General features: G+C 68.2%; 15 protein-coding genes. 7 read left to right on the top strand and 8 right to left on the bottom strand.

What is annotated here, in order from left to right:
• Positions 1 to 52: 52 nt before the first annotated feature.
• Positions 53 to 1,618 (top strand): MFS transporter, encoded by a 1,566-nt coding sequence (locus AC5Y3P_RS15055; protein WP_500046712.1) that lies wholly within the window; start codon positions 53 to 55, stop codon positions 1,616 to 1,618.
• A gap of 4 nt (positions 1,619 to 1,622) precedes the next feature.
• Here AC5Y3P_RS15055 and AC5Y3P_RS15050 read toward each other — a convergent pair whose 3' ends face one another.
• Positions 1,623 to 2,789 (bottom strand): FAD-binding domain, encoded by a 1,167-nt coding sequence (locus AC5Y3P_RS15050; RefSeq protein ID WP_500046711.1) that lies wholly within the window; start codon positions 2,787 to 2,789, stop codon positions 1,623 to 1,625.
• A gap of 73 nt (positions 2,790 to 2,862) precedes the next feature.
• Here AC5Y3P_RS15050 and AC5Y3P_RS15045 point away from each other — a divergent pair, with 73 nt between their 5' ends.
• Both AC5Y3P_RS15045 and AC5Y3P_RS15040 read left to right on the top strand, forming a co-directional pair.
• Complete coding sequence (locus AC5Y3P_RS15045) at positions 2,863 to 4,371, top strand: MFS transporter (protein WP_500046710.1); 1,509 nt, start codon at positions 2,863 to 2,865, stop codon at positions 4,369 to 4,371.
• Positions 4,372 to 4,399: 28 nt separating this feature from the next.
• Positions 4,400 to 6,169 (top strand): proline--tRNA ligase, encoded by a 1,770-nt coding sequence (locus AC5Y3P_RS15040; protein ID WP_500046709.1) that lies wholly within the window; start codon positions 4,400 to 4,402, stop codon positions 6,167 to 6,169.
• A 24-nt stretch (positions 6,170 to 6,193) separates the two neighbouring features.
• Here AC5Y3P_RS15040 and AC5Y3P_RS15035 read toward each other — a convergent pair whose 3' ends face one another.
• The 4 genes from AC5Y3P_RS15035 to AC5Y3P_RS15020 are packed head-to-tail and all read right to left on the bottom strand — an operon-like array spanning position 6,194 to position 9,116.
• Positions 6,194 to 7,147: a hypothetical protein gene (locus AC5Y3P_RS15035; RefSeq protein ID WP_500046708.1), complete on the bottom strand. Its 954-nt coding sequence runs from the start codon at positions 7,145 to 7,147 to the stop codon at positions 6,194 to 6,196.
• Entirely contained in the window at positions 7,144 to 8,118 is a 975-nt protein-coding gene (locus AC5Y3P_RS15030; protein WP_500046707.1) for a hypothetical protein, read from the bottom strand. Before AC5Y3P_RS15030 ends, AC5Y3P_RS15035 begins: the two co-directional genes overlap by 4 nt.
• 39 nt (positions 8,119 to 8,157) lie before the next feature.
• The gene (locus AC5Y3P_RS15025) at positions 8,158 to 8,625 is read right to left on the bottom strand and encodes a ferritin-like domain-containing protein (RefSeq protein WP_500046706.1); all 468 of its coding nucleotides are present in this window, start codon (positions 8,623 to 8,625) and stop codon (positions 8,158 to 8,160) included.
• Positions 8,622 to 9,116 carry a hypothetical protein gene (locus tag AC5Y3P_RS15020; RefSeq protein WP_500046705.1) on the bottom strand — a complete coding sequence of 165 codons (495 nt, stop codon included), beginning with the start codon at positions 9,114 to 9,116 and terminating at the stop codon, positions 8,622 to 8,624. The genes AC5Y3P_RS15025 and AC5Y3P_RS15020 overlap by 4 nt, the downstream gene beginning before the upstream one ends.
• 154 nt (positions 9,117 to 9,270) lie before the next feature.
• Between AC5Y3P_RS15020 and rimP the strand changes: the two genes are divergently transcribed.
• A complete protein-coding gene (rimP, locus tag AC5Y3P_RS15015) occupies positions 9,271 to 9,798 on the top strand; it encodes a ribosome maturation factor RimP (RefSeq protein ID WP_500046704.1) in 528 nt (175 codons plus the stop codon).
• Positions 9,795 to 10,805 (top strand): transcription termination factor NusA, encoded by a 1,011-nt coding sequence (nusA, locus tag AC5Y3P_RS15010; protein ID WP_500046703.1) that lies wholly within the window; start codon positions 9,795 to 9,797, stop codon positions 10,803 to 10,805. Before rimP ends, nusA begins: the two co-directional genes overlap by 4 nt.
• 5 nt (positions 10,806 to 10,810) lie before the next feature.
• On the opposite strand, the gene AC5Y3P_RS15005 is transcribed toward nusA, so the two are convergent.
• Positions 10,811 to 12,592, bottom strand: a complete 1,782-nt coding sequence (locus AC5Y3P_RS15005) for a serine/threonine-protein kinase PknD (RefSeq protein WP_500046702.1) — start codon at positions 12,590 to 12,592, stop codon at positions 10,811 to 10,813.
• A gap of 180 nt (positions 12,593 to 12,772) precedes the next feature.
• Here AC5Y3P_RS15005 and AC5Y3P_RS15000 point away from each other — a divergent pair, with 180 nt between their 5' ends.
• Positions 12,773 to 13,048 (top strand): type II toxin-antitoxin system Phd/YefM family antitoxin, encoded by a 276-nt coding sequence (locus AC5Y3P_RS15000; RefSeq protein ID WP_500046701.1) that lies wholly within the window; start codon positions 12,773 to 12,775, stop codon positions 13,046 to 13,048.
• Positions 13,045 to 13,302, top strand: coding sequence for a Txe/YoeB family addiction module toxin (locus AC5Y3P_RS14995; protein WP_500046700.1), 258 nt, complete (start codon positions 13,045 to 13,047; stop codon positions 13,300 to 13,302). The genes AC5Y3P_RS15000 and AC5Y3P_RS14995 overlap by 4 nt, the downstream gene beginning before the upstream one ends.
• A 27-nt stretch (positions 13,303 to 13,329) precedes the next feature.
• On the opposite strand, the gene AC5Y3P_RS14990 is transcribed toward AC5Y3P_RS14995, so the two are convergent.
• On the bottom strand, positions 13,330 to 14,322 hold the full coding sequence (locus AC5Y3P_RS14990; protein WP_500046699.1) for an aldo/keto reductase: 993 nt from the start codon (positions 14,320 to 14,322) through the stop codon (positions 13,330 to 13,332).
• Between the two features lie 33 nt (positions 14,323 to 14,355).
• Entirely contained in the window at positions 14,356 to 14,751 is a 396-nt protein-coding gene (locus tag AC5Y3P_RS14985) for a MerR family transcriptional regulator (protein ID WP_500046698.1), read from the bottom strand.
• Positions 14,752 to 14,812: the final 61 nt, after the last annotated feature.

Raw genomic sequence — 14,812 nt, 5'->3', positions numbered from 1 at the left:
GACGCCAGACGCCGCTTAAACAATTCTTAATATTACTGTAGGGTAGCCCGCTATGACGGCTCTCAACGACGCGGAGCGGGCATTGTCTGAGGCTGCGCCCGACGAGCACACGCTCCCTGCTCGGCAGAACCCGTCGGCCCTGGCACGTCCCGGGCTGTCCTGGCTGCCGTCGCCCCGGTTCATCGCCGCGGTCGTCGCGATCGGCGGCATGCAGCTGCTGGCGACCATGGACAGCACCATCGCGATCGTTGCGCTCCCGGCGATCCAAGACGAACTCGGGCTCTCGGATGCCGGCCGCAGCTGGGTGATCACGGCCTACGTGCTGACCTTCGGCGGTCTGATGCTGCTCGGCGGTCGACTCGGCGACACCATCGGACGCAAGCGCACCTTCATCGTCGGCGTGGCGCTGTTCACCATCGCCTCGGTGCTGTGCGGTATCGCCTGGGACGAGGCCACCCTGGTCATCGCCCGGCTGCTGCAGGGCGTCGGTGCGGCGATCGCGAGCCCGACCGGCCTGGCCCTGGTGGCCACCACATTCCCCAAGGGACCGGCCCGCAACGCGGCCACCGCGGTGTTCGCCGCCATGACCGGCGTCGGCTCGGTGATGGGTCTGGTGGCCGGCGGCGCCCTGGTTGAGGTGTGGTGGCGGTTGGCGTTCTTGGTCAACGTGCCGATCGGCCTGCTGGTGATTTACCTCGCCTACACCACGCTGCGGGAGACCCACAAGGAGCGGATGAAGCTGGACGCGCCCGGCGCGCTGCTGGCCACGCTGGGCTGCACCGCCGCGGTGTTCGGCTTCTCGCAAGGCCCGGAGAACGGCTGGCTGACCCCGCTGACCATCGGTTCGGGCGTGGCTGCGTTGGCGTTCTTCGTGGCGTTCGTGATCGTCGAACGCAGCGCGCTCAACCCGGTCGTGCCGTTCGAGCTGTTCCGCGACCGCAACCGGGTCGCAGTGTTCGCCGCGATCTTCCTGGCCGGCGGCGTGATGTTCACCCTGACCGTGCTGATCGGCCTGTACGTGCAGGACATCATGGGCTACACCCCACTGCAGGCCGGCATCGGTTTCATCCCGTTCGTGATCGCCCTGGGTATCGGCCTGGGCGCGTCGACCGCGCTGGTGCCGAAGTTCCCGCCGCGGGTGCTGGTGATCGGCGGCGGCATCCTGGTGCTGGCCGCGATGATCTACGGCTCGACGCTGCACGGCGACATCCCCTACTTCCCGAACCTGGTGCTGCCGATCACGGTGGGCGGCTTCGGCATCGGCATGATCGTGGTGCCGCTGACCGTCTCGGCGATCGCCGGGGTGGGCTTCGACCAGATCGGTCCGGTCTCGGCGATTGCGCTGATGCTGCAGAACCTCGGTGGCCCGGTGGTGCTCGCGATCATCCAGGCCGTGATCACCTCGCGCACGCTGTACCTGGGCGGTACCACCGGCCCGGTCAAGAACATGGACTCCGCGCAGATAGCGGCCCTGGACGCCGGTTACACCTACGGCCTGCTGTGGGTGGCTGCCGTCGCGGTCCTGGTCGGGGCGGCCGCGCTGTTCATCCGCTACACCGCCAAGGAAGTTGCGCACGCCCAAGAGGTCAAAGACGCCATGGACGCCGGCGAACTGTAGTTCGTCAGAGCGGGTAGTGGGGCAACTCGACATCGTCACGGAAACCGTGCGCCGCCACATACCGGGTCACTGGCGCCACTCCGGCCGCACGCAGGGCCAGGTTGCGCAACGCGACGCCGGCACGGGTGCGCCCGGCGAAGAACGACACATATCGTCGCGCGGCCGCCTGCTTGTCGGCGAGAAACGGCTGTAGTCGACGCTGATAGGCGTCGAACGCCGCGCGGTGATCGTCGTCGGCCCGTTGCAGCTCACCGGCCAGCACGTAGGCCTGCGCCATCGCCAGCCCGGTGCCCTCACCGGCCAGCAGGGAGACCGCCGCGGCTGCGTCACCCAGCAGCGCCACCCGGCCGCGAGCCCACTGGTCGAGCTGGATCTGGCTGACCGCGTCGAAATAGAGGTCCTCGGCGTCGTCGAGACTGGCCAGGATCGCCGGGCCCTCGCCGCCGACGTCGGCGAACTTCTCTCGCAACCAGGCCGGGACGTCGCGGTGTTCGGGAACGGGCCGCGCGGACCGTGCCACGAACAGCAACAGCGTGCGGTCATCGTGCAGGCTGACCCGGCCGAGCTGGCCGCCGGCCAGGTTGCACATCAGATAGGTGAGCTCCTCGCGGGGGCGGTAACCGCGCACCACGGCGACCGCGACCATGGCGCCCAGATAGCGCTCGACGGCCTGCGGGAACACCAAGGCACGCACCTGGGAATGCAGGCCGTCTGCGCCGACCACCAGATCGAAATCGCGGGTTCGGTTGCGCTGGAACCCAACCGTGATGCCGTCGGGCCGTTCGTCGAGGCCCACGATGGTGTCATCGAAGACCATCTCGACGTCGTCGGCGATGCTCGCGCAGATGGCGGCCGCAAGGTCGGAGCGGGCCACCGTGATGTAGCGCCCGGCCTGGGCGCGCTCGAACGCGGTGACGTCAATGTCGGTCAGGACCGAACCGTCGCTGCGTACCACCCGCAGGGTGCGCATCGGGTAGCCGACCGCGCGGATCGCGGTCTCCAGACCCATCTGCTGGGCGACCCGGTAGCCGATACCCCAGAAGTCGACTACGTAACCGCCGGTGCGCAGCGCGGGTGCGCGTTCGATCACCGTCGGGGTGTGTCCGCTGCGGTGCAGGAAATAGGCCAGGGTGGGGCCGGCGATACCGGCCCCGCAGATCGCGACCCGCATGATGACTTCACGCTACTCCCGGCAGCGCGTCTGGCGGTGCCCAGCGCGTAGCGCAAAGTAGTCTCGGGCCAAGATGTCTGGCTCTGATCGCGCGGCAGCGCGGCCCTCCGAACGCGCTGTCTCGAGATTGTCCGACAGGGTGCTCGGCGTCGCGATCCTGGCGATCACCGGCATGCAGCTGATGGCCACGCTGGACGGCACCATCGTGATCGTGGCGCTGCCGCGGATGCAGGCCGATCTGGACCTCACCGACGCCGCCAAGAGTTGGGTGATCACCGCCTACGTGCTGGCCTTCGGTGGGCTGCTGCTGCTGGGCGGCCGGGTCGGTGACGCGATCGGGCACAAACGGGCGTTCGTCTCCGCGGTCGGGGTGTTCACGATCGCCTCGCTGGTCTGCGGGCTGGCCACCGACCAGTGGACGCTGATCGTGGCGCGCGCCGTGCAGGGTGTGGGAGCGGCGGTGGCCGCGCCGACCGGGCTGGCGTTGATCGCCACCACCTACGCCGTCGGGCACGCCCGTAATCAGGCGATGGCGATCTCGGCGGCCATGCAGGGGCTGGGCTCGGTACTCGGGCTGATCCTGGGCGGGGCGCTGACCGTGATCAATTGGCGGCTGGCGTTCCTGGTCAATGTGCCGATCGGCATCGTGATCATCGCGATCGCGCTGACCCGGCTCGCCGAGACCCGGCATGAGCGGCTCAAACTCGACGTCACCGGGGCGGTTTTGGCCACCCTGGCGTGCTCGTCGGCGGTGCTGCTGTTCACCCAGGGACCGCCGCGGGGCTGGACCGACCCGGCGGTGATCGGTTCCGGGGCGGCCGCCGTGGTGTTCCTGGTCGCCTTCCTGGTGGTGGAGCGCCGAGCCGATCATCCGTTGGTGCCGTTCGCGGTGTTCGCCGAACGCAACCGGGTGGGCGCGTTCGCCGCCTACTTCCTGGCCGGCGGGGTGATGCTGACGCTGTCGGTGATGATCGGCCTGCTGGTGCAGGACGTGCTGGGCTATTCGCCGCTGCAGGCCGGCATCTGCTTCTTGCCGTTCGCGGGCGGCTTCGTGGCCGGCAACGTGCTGGCCACCCGGCTGGCGCCGCGGATCGCGCCGCGCTGGCTGATCATCGGTGGTGGCGCGTTGGTGCTGGCCGCCATGCTGTACGGCTCGACCCTGGATCGCAGCATCCCCTACTTCCCGGACCTGTTGGCGCCGTTGGTGATCGGCGGGCTGGGCATCGGGCTGATCTCGGTGATTCTGCCGCTGTGCACGCTGGCCAACGTGGGGCCGCGCGAGATCGGACCGGTGTCGTCGATCACGCTGATGGTCTACAACCTGGGCGGACCGCTGGTGCTGGTGGTGATCCAGGCGGTGCAGGCCTCCCGCACGTTGTATCTGGGCGGCACCATGGGACCGGTCAAGGACATGACGCCGGCGCAGCTGGATGCGTTGGGACACGGGTACACCTATTCGCTGCTGTGGGTAGCCGCGATCGCGGTGCTGGTCGGGGTGGCCGCGCTGTTCATCGGCTTCTCGGCGCGCGACATCGCCCGGGCACAGCACACCCGGGAGGCCGTGGAGGCCGGCGAGCTGTAGTCCTACGCGGTCAGTAAGCTTGCCCGCTGTGATCACCCGCATGTCGGAGCTGTTCTTGCGCACGCTCCGCGACGACCCCGCCGACGCCGAAGTTCCCAGCCACAAGCTGCTGATCCGGGCCGGTTACGTCCGGCCGGTCGGCCCGGGGCTGTACAGCTGGCTGCCGCTGGGCCTGAAGGTGCTGCGCAAGATCGAAGCCGTGGTGCGCGAGGAGATGGCCGCGATCGGCGCCCAAGAGATCCAGTTCCCGGCGCTGCTGCCGCGCGGGCCGTATGAGACCACCAACCGCTGGACCGAGTACGGCGACAACCTGTTCCGGTTGCAGGACCGGCGCGGCAACGACCATCTGCTGGGACCCACCCACGAGGAACTGTTCACCTTGACCGTCAAGGGGGAGTACAGCTCCTACAAGGACTTCCCGCTGATCTTGTTCCAGATCCAGAACAAGTACCGCGACGAGGCCCGACCGCGGGCCGGCATCCTGCGCGGCCGCGAGTTCCTGATGAAGGACTCCTATTCCTTCGACGTCGACGACGAGGGCTTGAAGAACGCCTATCACGCCCACCGCGAGGCCTACCAGCGGATCTTCTCCAGGCTCAACGTCGAATACGTGATCGTCTCGGCGGTCTCCGGGGCGATGGGTGGCAGCGCTTCCGAGGAGTTCCTGGCCGAAAGTCCGGTCGGCGAGGACACTTTCGTGCGCTGCCTGCAGTCCGGGTATGCCGCCAACGTCGAAGCCGTCATCACCACAGCGCCGCAACCGCTGCCGGCCGAACAGATCGCGACACTGCCCGAAGCCGTCGTGCACGACACCGGGGACACCCCGACGATCGTGACTCTGGTGAACTGGGCCAACGGCGCGGGCTTGCCGCAGTTCGCCGGTCGCGAGGTGACCGCGGCCGACACCCTCAAGAACGTCCTGCTCAAGACCCGGCTGCCGGGGGAGCAGGACTGGGAGTTGCTGGCCATCGGTGTGCCCGGGGACCGCGAAGTCGATGACAAGCGGCTCGGCGCGGCACTCGAGCCGGCCGAGTACGCCATGCTCGACGACGCCGACTTCGCCCGTTACCCGTTCCTGGTGAAGGGCTACATCGGCCCGAAGGGGCTGCAGGACAACGGCGTTCGTTACCTGGTGGACCCGCGGGTGGTGGACGGCACGACCTGGGTCACCGGTGCTGACGCGCCCGGCAAGCATGTCGTCGGCCTGGTCGCCGGACGGGACTTCACCCCGGACGGCACCATCGAAGCCGCCGAGGTGCGCGACGGAGACCCGTCGCCGGACGGGGCCGGACCGTTGGTCAGTGCCCGCGGCATCGAGATCGGCCACATCTTCCAGCTCGGCCGCAAGTACACCGATGCGTTCTCCGCCGACGTGCTCGGCGAGAACGGCAAGCCGGTGCGGCTGACCATGGGCTCCTACGGTGTCGGCATTTCCCGGCTGGTGGCGGTGCTGGCCGAGCAGCACCACGACGAGATCGGTCTGCGCTGGCCGGCCACCGTGTCGCCGTTCGATGTGCACCTGGTGATCGCCAACAAGGACGAGCAGGCCCGCGCGGGTGCCACCGAGTTGGCCGCCGACCTGGACCGACTGGGCCTGGACGTGCTGCTCGACGACCGCGGCGCCTCGCCGGGGGTGAAGTTCAAGGACGCCGAGCTGCTCGGGGTGCCGTGGATCGTGGTGGTCGGCCGGGGTTGGGCCAACGGCGTGGTGGAACTGCGCAACCGGTTCAGCGGTGAGACCTTCGAGATCCCGATCGCCGACGCGGCCACCGGGATCGACGCGGCGCTGCGCGGCTAGGTTTGCTCCGGCGCAGCCCGGCGGTCATTCGGGCTCGGGTGCGGCCGGGGTCGGCGCCACCAGCAGCCACACCAATGTGGTCAGCCCGGTGAAGATGCCCTGCACGGTCGCGACGAAGGTCAGGTACTCATGCCAGTCGGCGAGGATGTCGTCGCACCCGATGCCATCCCACGGCAGCGTGGACAGGGCCAGCATCAGTCCGGCGGACATCAGAGCGACGGTCGCGGCGGTCGCTGCGCGCTCGGCCGGATCGGTCATGGTCCGGCGGAAGTAGTTGAACTCGATGCCCAGCGTCAACAGCAGGATCGGCATGACTTCGACGACCTTCTGGAAGAACACCGGGCTGATCGCACCCTCGCACAACTGCGAGAGCACGCCCAGTTGCTCGGCGAAATCCAAGCCGTCGACCTCGGCCGCGGTGGCGGCGTCGAGCACCCGCACGGTGTCCAGGTCGAAGTAGTCGGTGAACGCGGTGGCCGCGACGTAGCCGGCCAGGATGCCGAGGATCAGCGGAACCAGTGACCGCACCCGCGCCCAGTCCCGTGGAGCGGCCAAGCGGCGGGCACTGCTGAACAGCGTCAGTGGATCGGCGTTGAGCGAGGCGGCCATGACCAGACCCACCACCGCGGCGTACACCGTCGACACCAGCAGATCCAGCCCCACCGAATGCGCGGTCAGGGTGCGGGTCACGTCGATGCCGATCAGCACGGCAAAACCCGACCACCACCAGATACGCAACCGCGGGGAGTCGCCGTCGCCGCGGGTGATCGAACGTTTGAGCAGCGCCACCGCGATGAGCACGGAGAGATCGACGAGCAGCACCGCCGGTCGCCAGGGCAGGCGGTCACCGGCACCCAAGGCCTCGAACAGCGTCCACGCCGCCACTTCGCTGTAGGAGAAGACGAACAGCAGCAGGAACACCACGGCGTAGACGGCTCGCGTGGACACGGCGGGGGTTCGAGTTCCGGCAGCGGTCATCGTCGGTCTCCTCTGCGGTCGGAATCGCTGGTCACCAGCAGCCAGATCAGGGCAGCGATGCCGGCCACCACGCCCTGCACGCACAGCGAGAACGCGGCGTACTCGTGCCAGTACGACGGCACCCGCGAACACCGCGAGCCGGACCACGGGGTGACCGACAGGGCCAGCACCAATCCGGTGCACAGCAGGAACACGGTGGCCGCCGCGGCGGCGCGCTGGGCCGGCTCGGCCAGCGTGCGCCGGAAGAAATTGAATTCGACGCCCAGCGTCAGCAGCACCATCGGAATGAAATTCACCATCTGCTGCAGGAACGCCGGGCCGACCGCGCTTTCACACAGCGCTGTTTCGGCTGCGCTGGCCAGCGGTGCGCTGAGCTCACCGAAGTCGACGGTTTCGGGCGTCACCTCGCGCAGGGCGTGCAGGTCGAAGAAGTCCTCGAATGACGTGGCAGCCAGATAGCAGGCGAACGTGCCGATCATGAGCGGCACGATCGCGCGGGCCCGCAGCCAGTCGGTGGGCAGCGCCTGCCGTCGGGTCGCGCTGACCAGAGTGAGCGGGTCGGCGTTGAGTGCCACCATCATCAGCACGCCCATCACCACCGCGAACACCACCGAGGCGGCGAGGTCGATCGCCAGCGGGTGCTCGTCGGGCAGCAGGCACAGCGTGGCATCCACCGCGACGGTGACGGCGACCGCGGCCCAGTACCACCGCCACAGCCGGGGGCCGGTGTCGTCGGCGCGCGCGATGACGACTTTGAGCACCCCGACCACGGCCAGGATCGCCAGGTCGAGGCCGACCAGAGTGGTCAGCCAGTCGAGGACGGTGCCCCGGTCGGTGATCTCGAACGCGACGGCGATCAGGTCCTCGCTGTAGGAGAACGCCAACAGCAGCAGGAAGACCGACGCGGTGACCGCGCGATCGCGCCGGGCACGGGTCAGTGCTCCGTGTTGCCCGACGACGATTCCGGCCACAAGGCCCCCCGATTCGACCTGGTGGGCCAACGGTAGCTGCTACTCGGTGCCGCCGGGGAAGGCTTGCGTCACCGGCCACTCCTCAAGCCGTTTGCGCCATCGCGCCGCGAGCACCGCGCACTGGGTCAGCGCGTCCACTCCGAATGCGCGTACCTGCTCATCGGTGGCCTGTTCGACGACCGCGCGCCATGCGGTGGCGGCGTCCGCCTCCATCCGGATGGCGAGTTTGACCGCGGCGTCCGGGTTGTTCACGTCGAACGGCAGCGTGTAGCCGGCGGCCGGCAGCGGCACGCCCCACGACTTGTCGGCCAGCAGCGCCAGACCACCCTCGCGCAGCCGGCGATGAGTCGCCATCGCCTCGGCCACCAGGGTGTTGTCCGCGGGCGTGGAGTGCGCCGAGACGATGCCGTAGCCGTAGATGGCGGCGTGTTCGATGGCCACCGCGTCATAGAGGGCGCCGCCGTCGAGGCTGTCCGGGCGGTTGGGGGTGGGGGCAGGAGTGGTCACCGGTCGGCCTTCGTCTCGGGCAGCATCACCTGGGCGGCCGTGCAGGAGGCCGCGATCGAGGCCAGCAACCCGGCCCGGTAGCCGGACAGCGAGGTCGCCAGCCGGCTCGCATCCTCGGCGGCGCGGCGCAGTGCGTCGGAGACCTGCGCGGCCGTCGGCGCGGGCTTCGGCTCGGCTGCAGTCGCGCTGGTGGTGGTGCTGGTCTCGGGCGTCGTCGTGCGTCCGGCGGCGCGCGCGATCTCGGTGGCCAGCGCCTGGGCGTGCTGGGTGCGTTCGGCGGCGATCTGGGTCAGCGCCGGAACCAGGGCCGGCGCGGCCGCAGCGGCTGCGGCGCTGGCCTGATCGGCATCGGCGCTGGCGGCGGCCTGGGCGGCCTGCAAGGGGTCGATCTCGGGTTCATCGCTGCCGGCGCAGGCCGACGCGGTGACTCCGACCAAGGTCAATCCGAGGGCGGCGCGGCCTGCCGCCACCAATACCTCTCGCCTGCGCACCCCGACATCCTGCCATCGTCGGAGTGCACAGCGCGCAGCGCGCCGCACCGTGTTTGCCGCAACGGCCCGGATTCCTGGCGTATCGTAGGTGGCTGATTCGCGGTCGCAGGCCCGCGCGCAGCTGAAGAACAACTCAAGATGGGAGCTCGCTGTGATGAAGCGGTCCCCTGGTCTTCCCGAGCCGACGCAGGTCGTCGAGCTTCTCGATGGGGAGTTCGCGCGCGCTGGGTACGAGGTCGACGACGTCGACATCGACACCAACTCCCGACCGCCCCGCATCATCGTGGTCGCCGACGGCGACACCCCGTTGGACCTCGACGCGATCTCCGCGCTCTCCCGAACCGCGGGCGAGTTGCTCGACGGGCTGTCGGGCCTGACCGACGAATACGTGCTCGAGGTCACCTCGCGCGGTGTGGATCGGCCGCTGACCGCCGAGAAGCACTACCGCCGGGCGCGTGGCCGCAAGGTCGAGTTACAGCTCGCCGACGCCACCGTCACCGGCCGGATTGCCGGTGTCGCCGATGGGGTGCTGGCCGTGGTGGTGCGGGATCGCTCGGATTGGTCGGTGCAGCGGGTGCCGTTGGCTGACGTCGTGAAGGCTGTCGTTCAGGTTGAGTTCTCGTCGCCGAGCCGTCGTGAGCTCGAGCTGGTCGACGAGATCGGAAGGGATGCTTCGCAATGAACATCGACATGGCTGCGCTGCACGCGATCGAGGTGGACCGGGGGATCCCGGCGGGTGAACTGCTCGAAACCATCAAGTCGGCACTGCTGACCGCCTACCGGCACACCGAGGGGCACGCGGCCGATGCGTTCATCGACATCGACCGCAAGACGGGCGAGGTCAAGGTGATGGCCCGCGAGCAGGATGAAGACGGCAACGTCATCAGCGAATGGGACGACACCCCAGAAGGTTTCGGCCGGGTGGCGGCCACCACCGCACGGCAGGTGATGCTGCAACGGTTCCGCGATGCCGAGAACGAGAAGATCTACGGCGAGTTCTCCGCACGCGAGGGCGACATCGTGGCCGGGGTGATCCAGCGCGACGCCCGGGCCAACGCCCGCGGTGAGGTGGTGCTGCGGATGGGCAGCGAGACCAAGTACTCCGAGGGTGTCATCCCGCCGTCGGAGCAGGTGCCCGGCGAGTCCTACGAACACGGTAATCGGTTGCGCTGCTTCGTACTCGGTGTAACCCGGGGTGCCCGGGAACCGCAGATTCGGCTGTCCCGGACGCATCCGAACCTGGTGCGCAAGTTGTTTGCGCTCGAGGTACCCGAAATCGCCGAAGGCTCAGTCGAAATCGTCGCGGTGGCCCGGGAGGCCGGGCACCGCTCCAAGATTGCGGTGGCTTCGCGAGCACCCGGCCTGAACGCCAAGGGTGCGTGCATCGGGCCGATGGGGCAGCGGGTACGCAATGTGATGAGCGAGTTGAGCGGCGAGAAGATCGACATCATCGACTATGACGAGGATCCGGCGAAGTTCGTGGCCAATGCGCTCTCGCCGGCCAAGGTGGTCTCGGTGACGGTGATCGACGCCAACACCCGCGCGGCGCGGGTGGTGGTGCCGGACTTCCAGCTGTCCCTGGCGATCGGCAAGGAAGGCCAGAACGCCCGGCTGGCAGCGCGGTTGACCGGGTGGCGGATCGACATCCGCAGCGACGCCGAAGCGCCGGCGGATCAGCCGACTGCCTGACCGGGTTACGCCACCGGCAGTTTGACGATGCGGTTGTTGCCCGCGTCGGCAACGTAGACATTGCCGTCCTTGTCTACCGCGATGCCGTCTGGCTCGCTGAGACCGGTGAAGGGCAACTCTGTTTGGGTGCCAGAGCCCGCATCCAACTTGACCACCCGGTCGAAATCGTCGGTGGCGTAGACGCTGCCGGCGGAATCCACAGCTACGCCGCCGGGTGAGTTCAGCCGAATAAACGGTACTTCGACAAGTTCGCCACGGTCCGGTTCGAACTTCACGATCTGGTTGCGGCCCGAGTTGGCGATGTAGAGCTGCCCGTCCGGGCTGACGGTGACGTCGCAGGGCAGGCCCAAGGTTTGCTGGTCGAGCTTGAGTGGTTGGTCGGCTCCGGCGGGAAGAACGAGAAGTTGATGATGGTAGGAGTCCGTGACGAATACGTTGTCCTGCGCATCCACCGCAATGCCGGTGGCAAAGTCCATATCCTCGAGGTTGAACGGGAGCTCGACGGGAGTGGTCGAACCGGCGTCGAGTTTCAAGACACGATTGTTGTAGGAATCTGCGACATAGACGTTGTTCTGGGCGTCGACCGTCAGACCCTTCGGGCGATCAAGCCCGGTGAATGGGGCATCGACGGCTGCATCGGCTGCCGAATCGAGACGCAAAATGCGACTGTTCTCGGTGTCAGCGACATAGACCGAACCGTCCGTGCTGACGGCCACGCTTTCCGGGTAGCTCAGATCAGCGAATGGCAGCGTGATCTGTTCGCCATAGGACCGTTCGGCGGTGGATGACGGGGCGGTAGCGGCTGGCTCTGGTGTTGACCCATCCTTGGGTATCGCCACGAACGCAGCGGTTGCCGCCGCGGCGACCAATACCGCGCCACCGATGAGTAGGGACTTGCGCCGCGACGGCTTGGCCGGCTCGGCCGCGACATGTTGAGCGGCCACCGGTCGCGCTGCTGCTCGAGTGCGCGCCGAGGCCGCCCCGCTCAGGGCGTCGCGGGCCGCGTCGGCGAGTTCTTTTGTGGTGGGGTAGCGGTTTTCCGGGTGTTTGGCCATGCCGATGGCGATCACGTGATCGAGCCCGGCGGGCAGGTCCGCTCGTACGGCTGAGGGTTTCGGTGCCGGGGCGTTGAGGTGTCCGGCGAACTGTCGCTCCAAGGTGTCACCGGGGAAGGGCTTTGTGCCGGTGAGGCTTTCGTAAAGCACACAGGTCAGGGCGTAGGTGTCGCTGCGGGGGTCGATGGTGTCGGTGGTGAAGCGTTCGGGCGCCATGTAGGCCCAGGTGCCCAGCGTGTTGCCGGTGCCGGTCAGGCCGGTGTCGGAGGCGGCGCGGGCGATGCCGAAGTCGATCAGGTAGGCGGCGTCGTCGTCGCCGATCAGGATGTTGGACGGTTTGACGTCGCGGTGCACCAGACCGGTTTTGTGGGCGGCAGTCAGGGCGCGGGCGATCTGTTCGACGATGCTGACGGCCCGTTCGGGCGCCAACGGTGCGTTGCTGATTTCCGTGGCGAGGTCGTGGCCTTCGATCAGGGCCATGTCGACGTAGAGGCGACCGTCGATCTCGCCGAAGTCGTGGATCGGGACGATGTGGGCGTTGTGCAGGCCGGCGGCGGCATGGGCTTCGCGGCGGAAGCGTTGTTCGAAGGTGGGGTCTTGCGCGAAATGTGCAGGCAGCAGTTTGAGCGCGACGACGCGGTCGGTGCCGGTGTCGTAGGCCCGCCAGACCTCGCCCATGCCACCGCGGCCCAGCAAGTCGATCAACCGGTACCGCCCGAACGTCTCGGTCATGTCCGCATCCCCCTGTCAAGCAAACATGTGTGACAGTAGACGACACCCTGAGCGGGCGGCGCGGTGCGGCTACACCCCTCGGTTGTCGAGGGCAATCGATACCCGTCCGGGTGAGAGCGAGACGCGGGATGTAATTATCGTACTGTTGTTGTACGAGATTCCCGTACGAGAGGTCGCGATATGAGCATCAGCGCCAGTGAGGCCCGACAGCGGCTGTTCCCGCTGCTGGAGCAGGTCAACGTCGATCACGAGCCCGTGCGTATCACGTCCAAGGCCGGCGATGCCGTGCTGATGTCGGCCGACGACTACGACTCCTGGCAGGAGACGGTCTACCTGCTCCGCTCGCCGGAGAATGCCCGCCGGCTCATGGAAGCCGTCGCGCGCGACAGGGCGGGTGCGGCGAGCCATCCCGTGTTGATCGACGAACTGCGGCAGATGGCCGGCGGGGATCAGTGAGGAGCGCCTGCTTCGACCCCGACGGCTGGGAGGACTTCCTGCACTGGCTGGCCACCGACCGCAAGACCGCGCGACGCATCGCCCGGCTGATCGGCGAGATCCAACGTGACCCCTTCACCGGTATCGGGAAGCCCGAGCCACTGAAGGGTGAGCTCTCCGGCTACTGGTCTCGTCGCATCGACGACGAACACCGACTGGTCTATCGGGCCGACGACACCGAGGTCAAGATCCTCAAGGCGCGATATCACTACTGACGCTGGCGCCGGCCGGCCCGCCCGCGCTCACGCGTCGATGCTGCTCATGTCGCCGTAGCGGGCGCCGGCCACCGCGTCGCGCGGCACCGCGGCATCGAGCGCGGCGAGGTCGTCGGGCGAGAGCGTCACGTCGAGCGCTCCGACGTTCTCTTCGAGGTAGCGCACCCGCTTGGTGCCCGGGATCGGAGCGACGTCGTCGCCCTGGGCCAGCACCCAGGCCAGCGCGAGTTGGCCGGGCGTGCAACCGTGCCCGTCGGCCAGCACACGGATCCGCTCGACCAGCGCGAGGTTGGCGGCGAGATTCTCACCGGTCGACCGCGGGAAGTACGCCGAGCCGCGGCTGTCGCCGGCATCGAAGCCGGCCGTCGTCACCGCGCCGGTGAGCAGGCCGCGGCCCAGGGGCGAATACGGCACCAGCCCGATGCCCAGTTCCCGCAGCGTCGGGCGGATCTCGTCGTCGAGATCCCTGGTGAACAAGGAATATTCGGATTGCAGCGCGGTGATCGGGTGTATCGCGTGGGCCCGCCGAATGGTCGACGGCGACGCCTCCGAGAGCCCCAGGTGGCCCACCTTGCCCGCCGCGACCAACTCGGACATGGCGCCGACGGTGTCCTCGATCGGCACGGTCTGGTCCACCCGGTGCTGGTAGTAGAGGTCGATGTGGTCGACGCCGAGGCGCTGCAACGACGCGTCGCAGGCCGCGCGGACGTAGTCGGGATGCCCGTTGACGCCGATCCGGGTCCCGTCGGGCAGTCGTTCGTTGCCGAACTTCGTGGCCAGCTGCACCCGATCGCGGCGGTCGGCGATGGCGCGGCCGACCAACTTCTCATTGGTGAACGGGCCGTACATGTCGGCGGTATCGAGGAACGTGACACCCAGGTCGAGGGCGCGGTGGATGGTGGCGATGCCGCCGGCCTCGTCGGGCGTGCCGTAGAACTCCGACATGCCCATGCAGCCGAGGCCGAGAGCCGACACGGTCAGGGGAGCGGTGCTGCCAAGTGTGCGCGTGGGGATCGTCATGACACCAGCCAACCTGCTGGAGTACACTCCAGGTCAAGTCCCCGTTCTCAGGGCGTCCCGTTCCAGGCGGTCGACGTAGACGCCGATCTTGTGGTCGATGGCGCCGAGGTGCGCGGTGACCTGGGCGAGTTGACGCAGCACCTCCTCGCGGTGCGCCTGCAGCAGCGCGAGCCGCTCCTGCTCGTTGCCGTCGCCCGCGCGCACCAGGTCGGCGTAGCGGCGGATGTCGCGAATCGGCATGCCGGTGGACCGAAGTCGGGTGACCAGTTCGATCCACCGCAGGTCGGCGTCCTGGTAGCGGCGTTGCCCGCTGGCCGAGCGGGGCACGGCGCGCAGCAGTAGTCCGTCGCGCTCGTAGTAGCGCAAGGTGTCGATGGACAGGCCGCAGCGCGCGGCGGCGTCGGCGATGAGGATTCCGGAGACGGGCACACCCTAAGTATCACTCGTGGAGTTCACTCCAGGTCAAGTATGCACCCATTAGATTCATGAA

It is taken from the genome of Mycobacterium sp. NGS45, from assembly GCF_059812645.1.
Note: the sequence above shows the minus strand (reverse complement) of the source record. Positions and strands in the feature narration are given on the sequence as shown.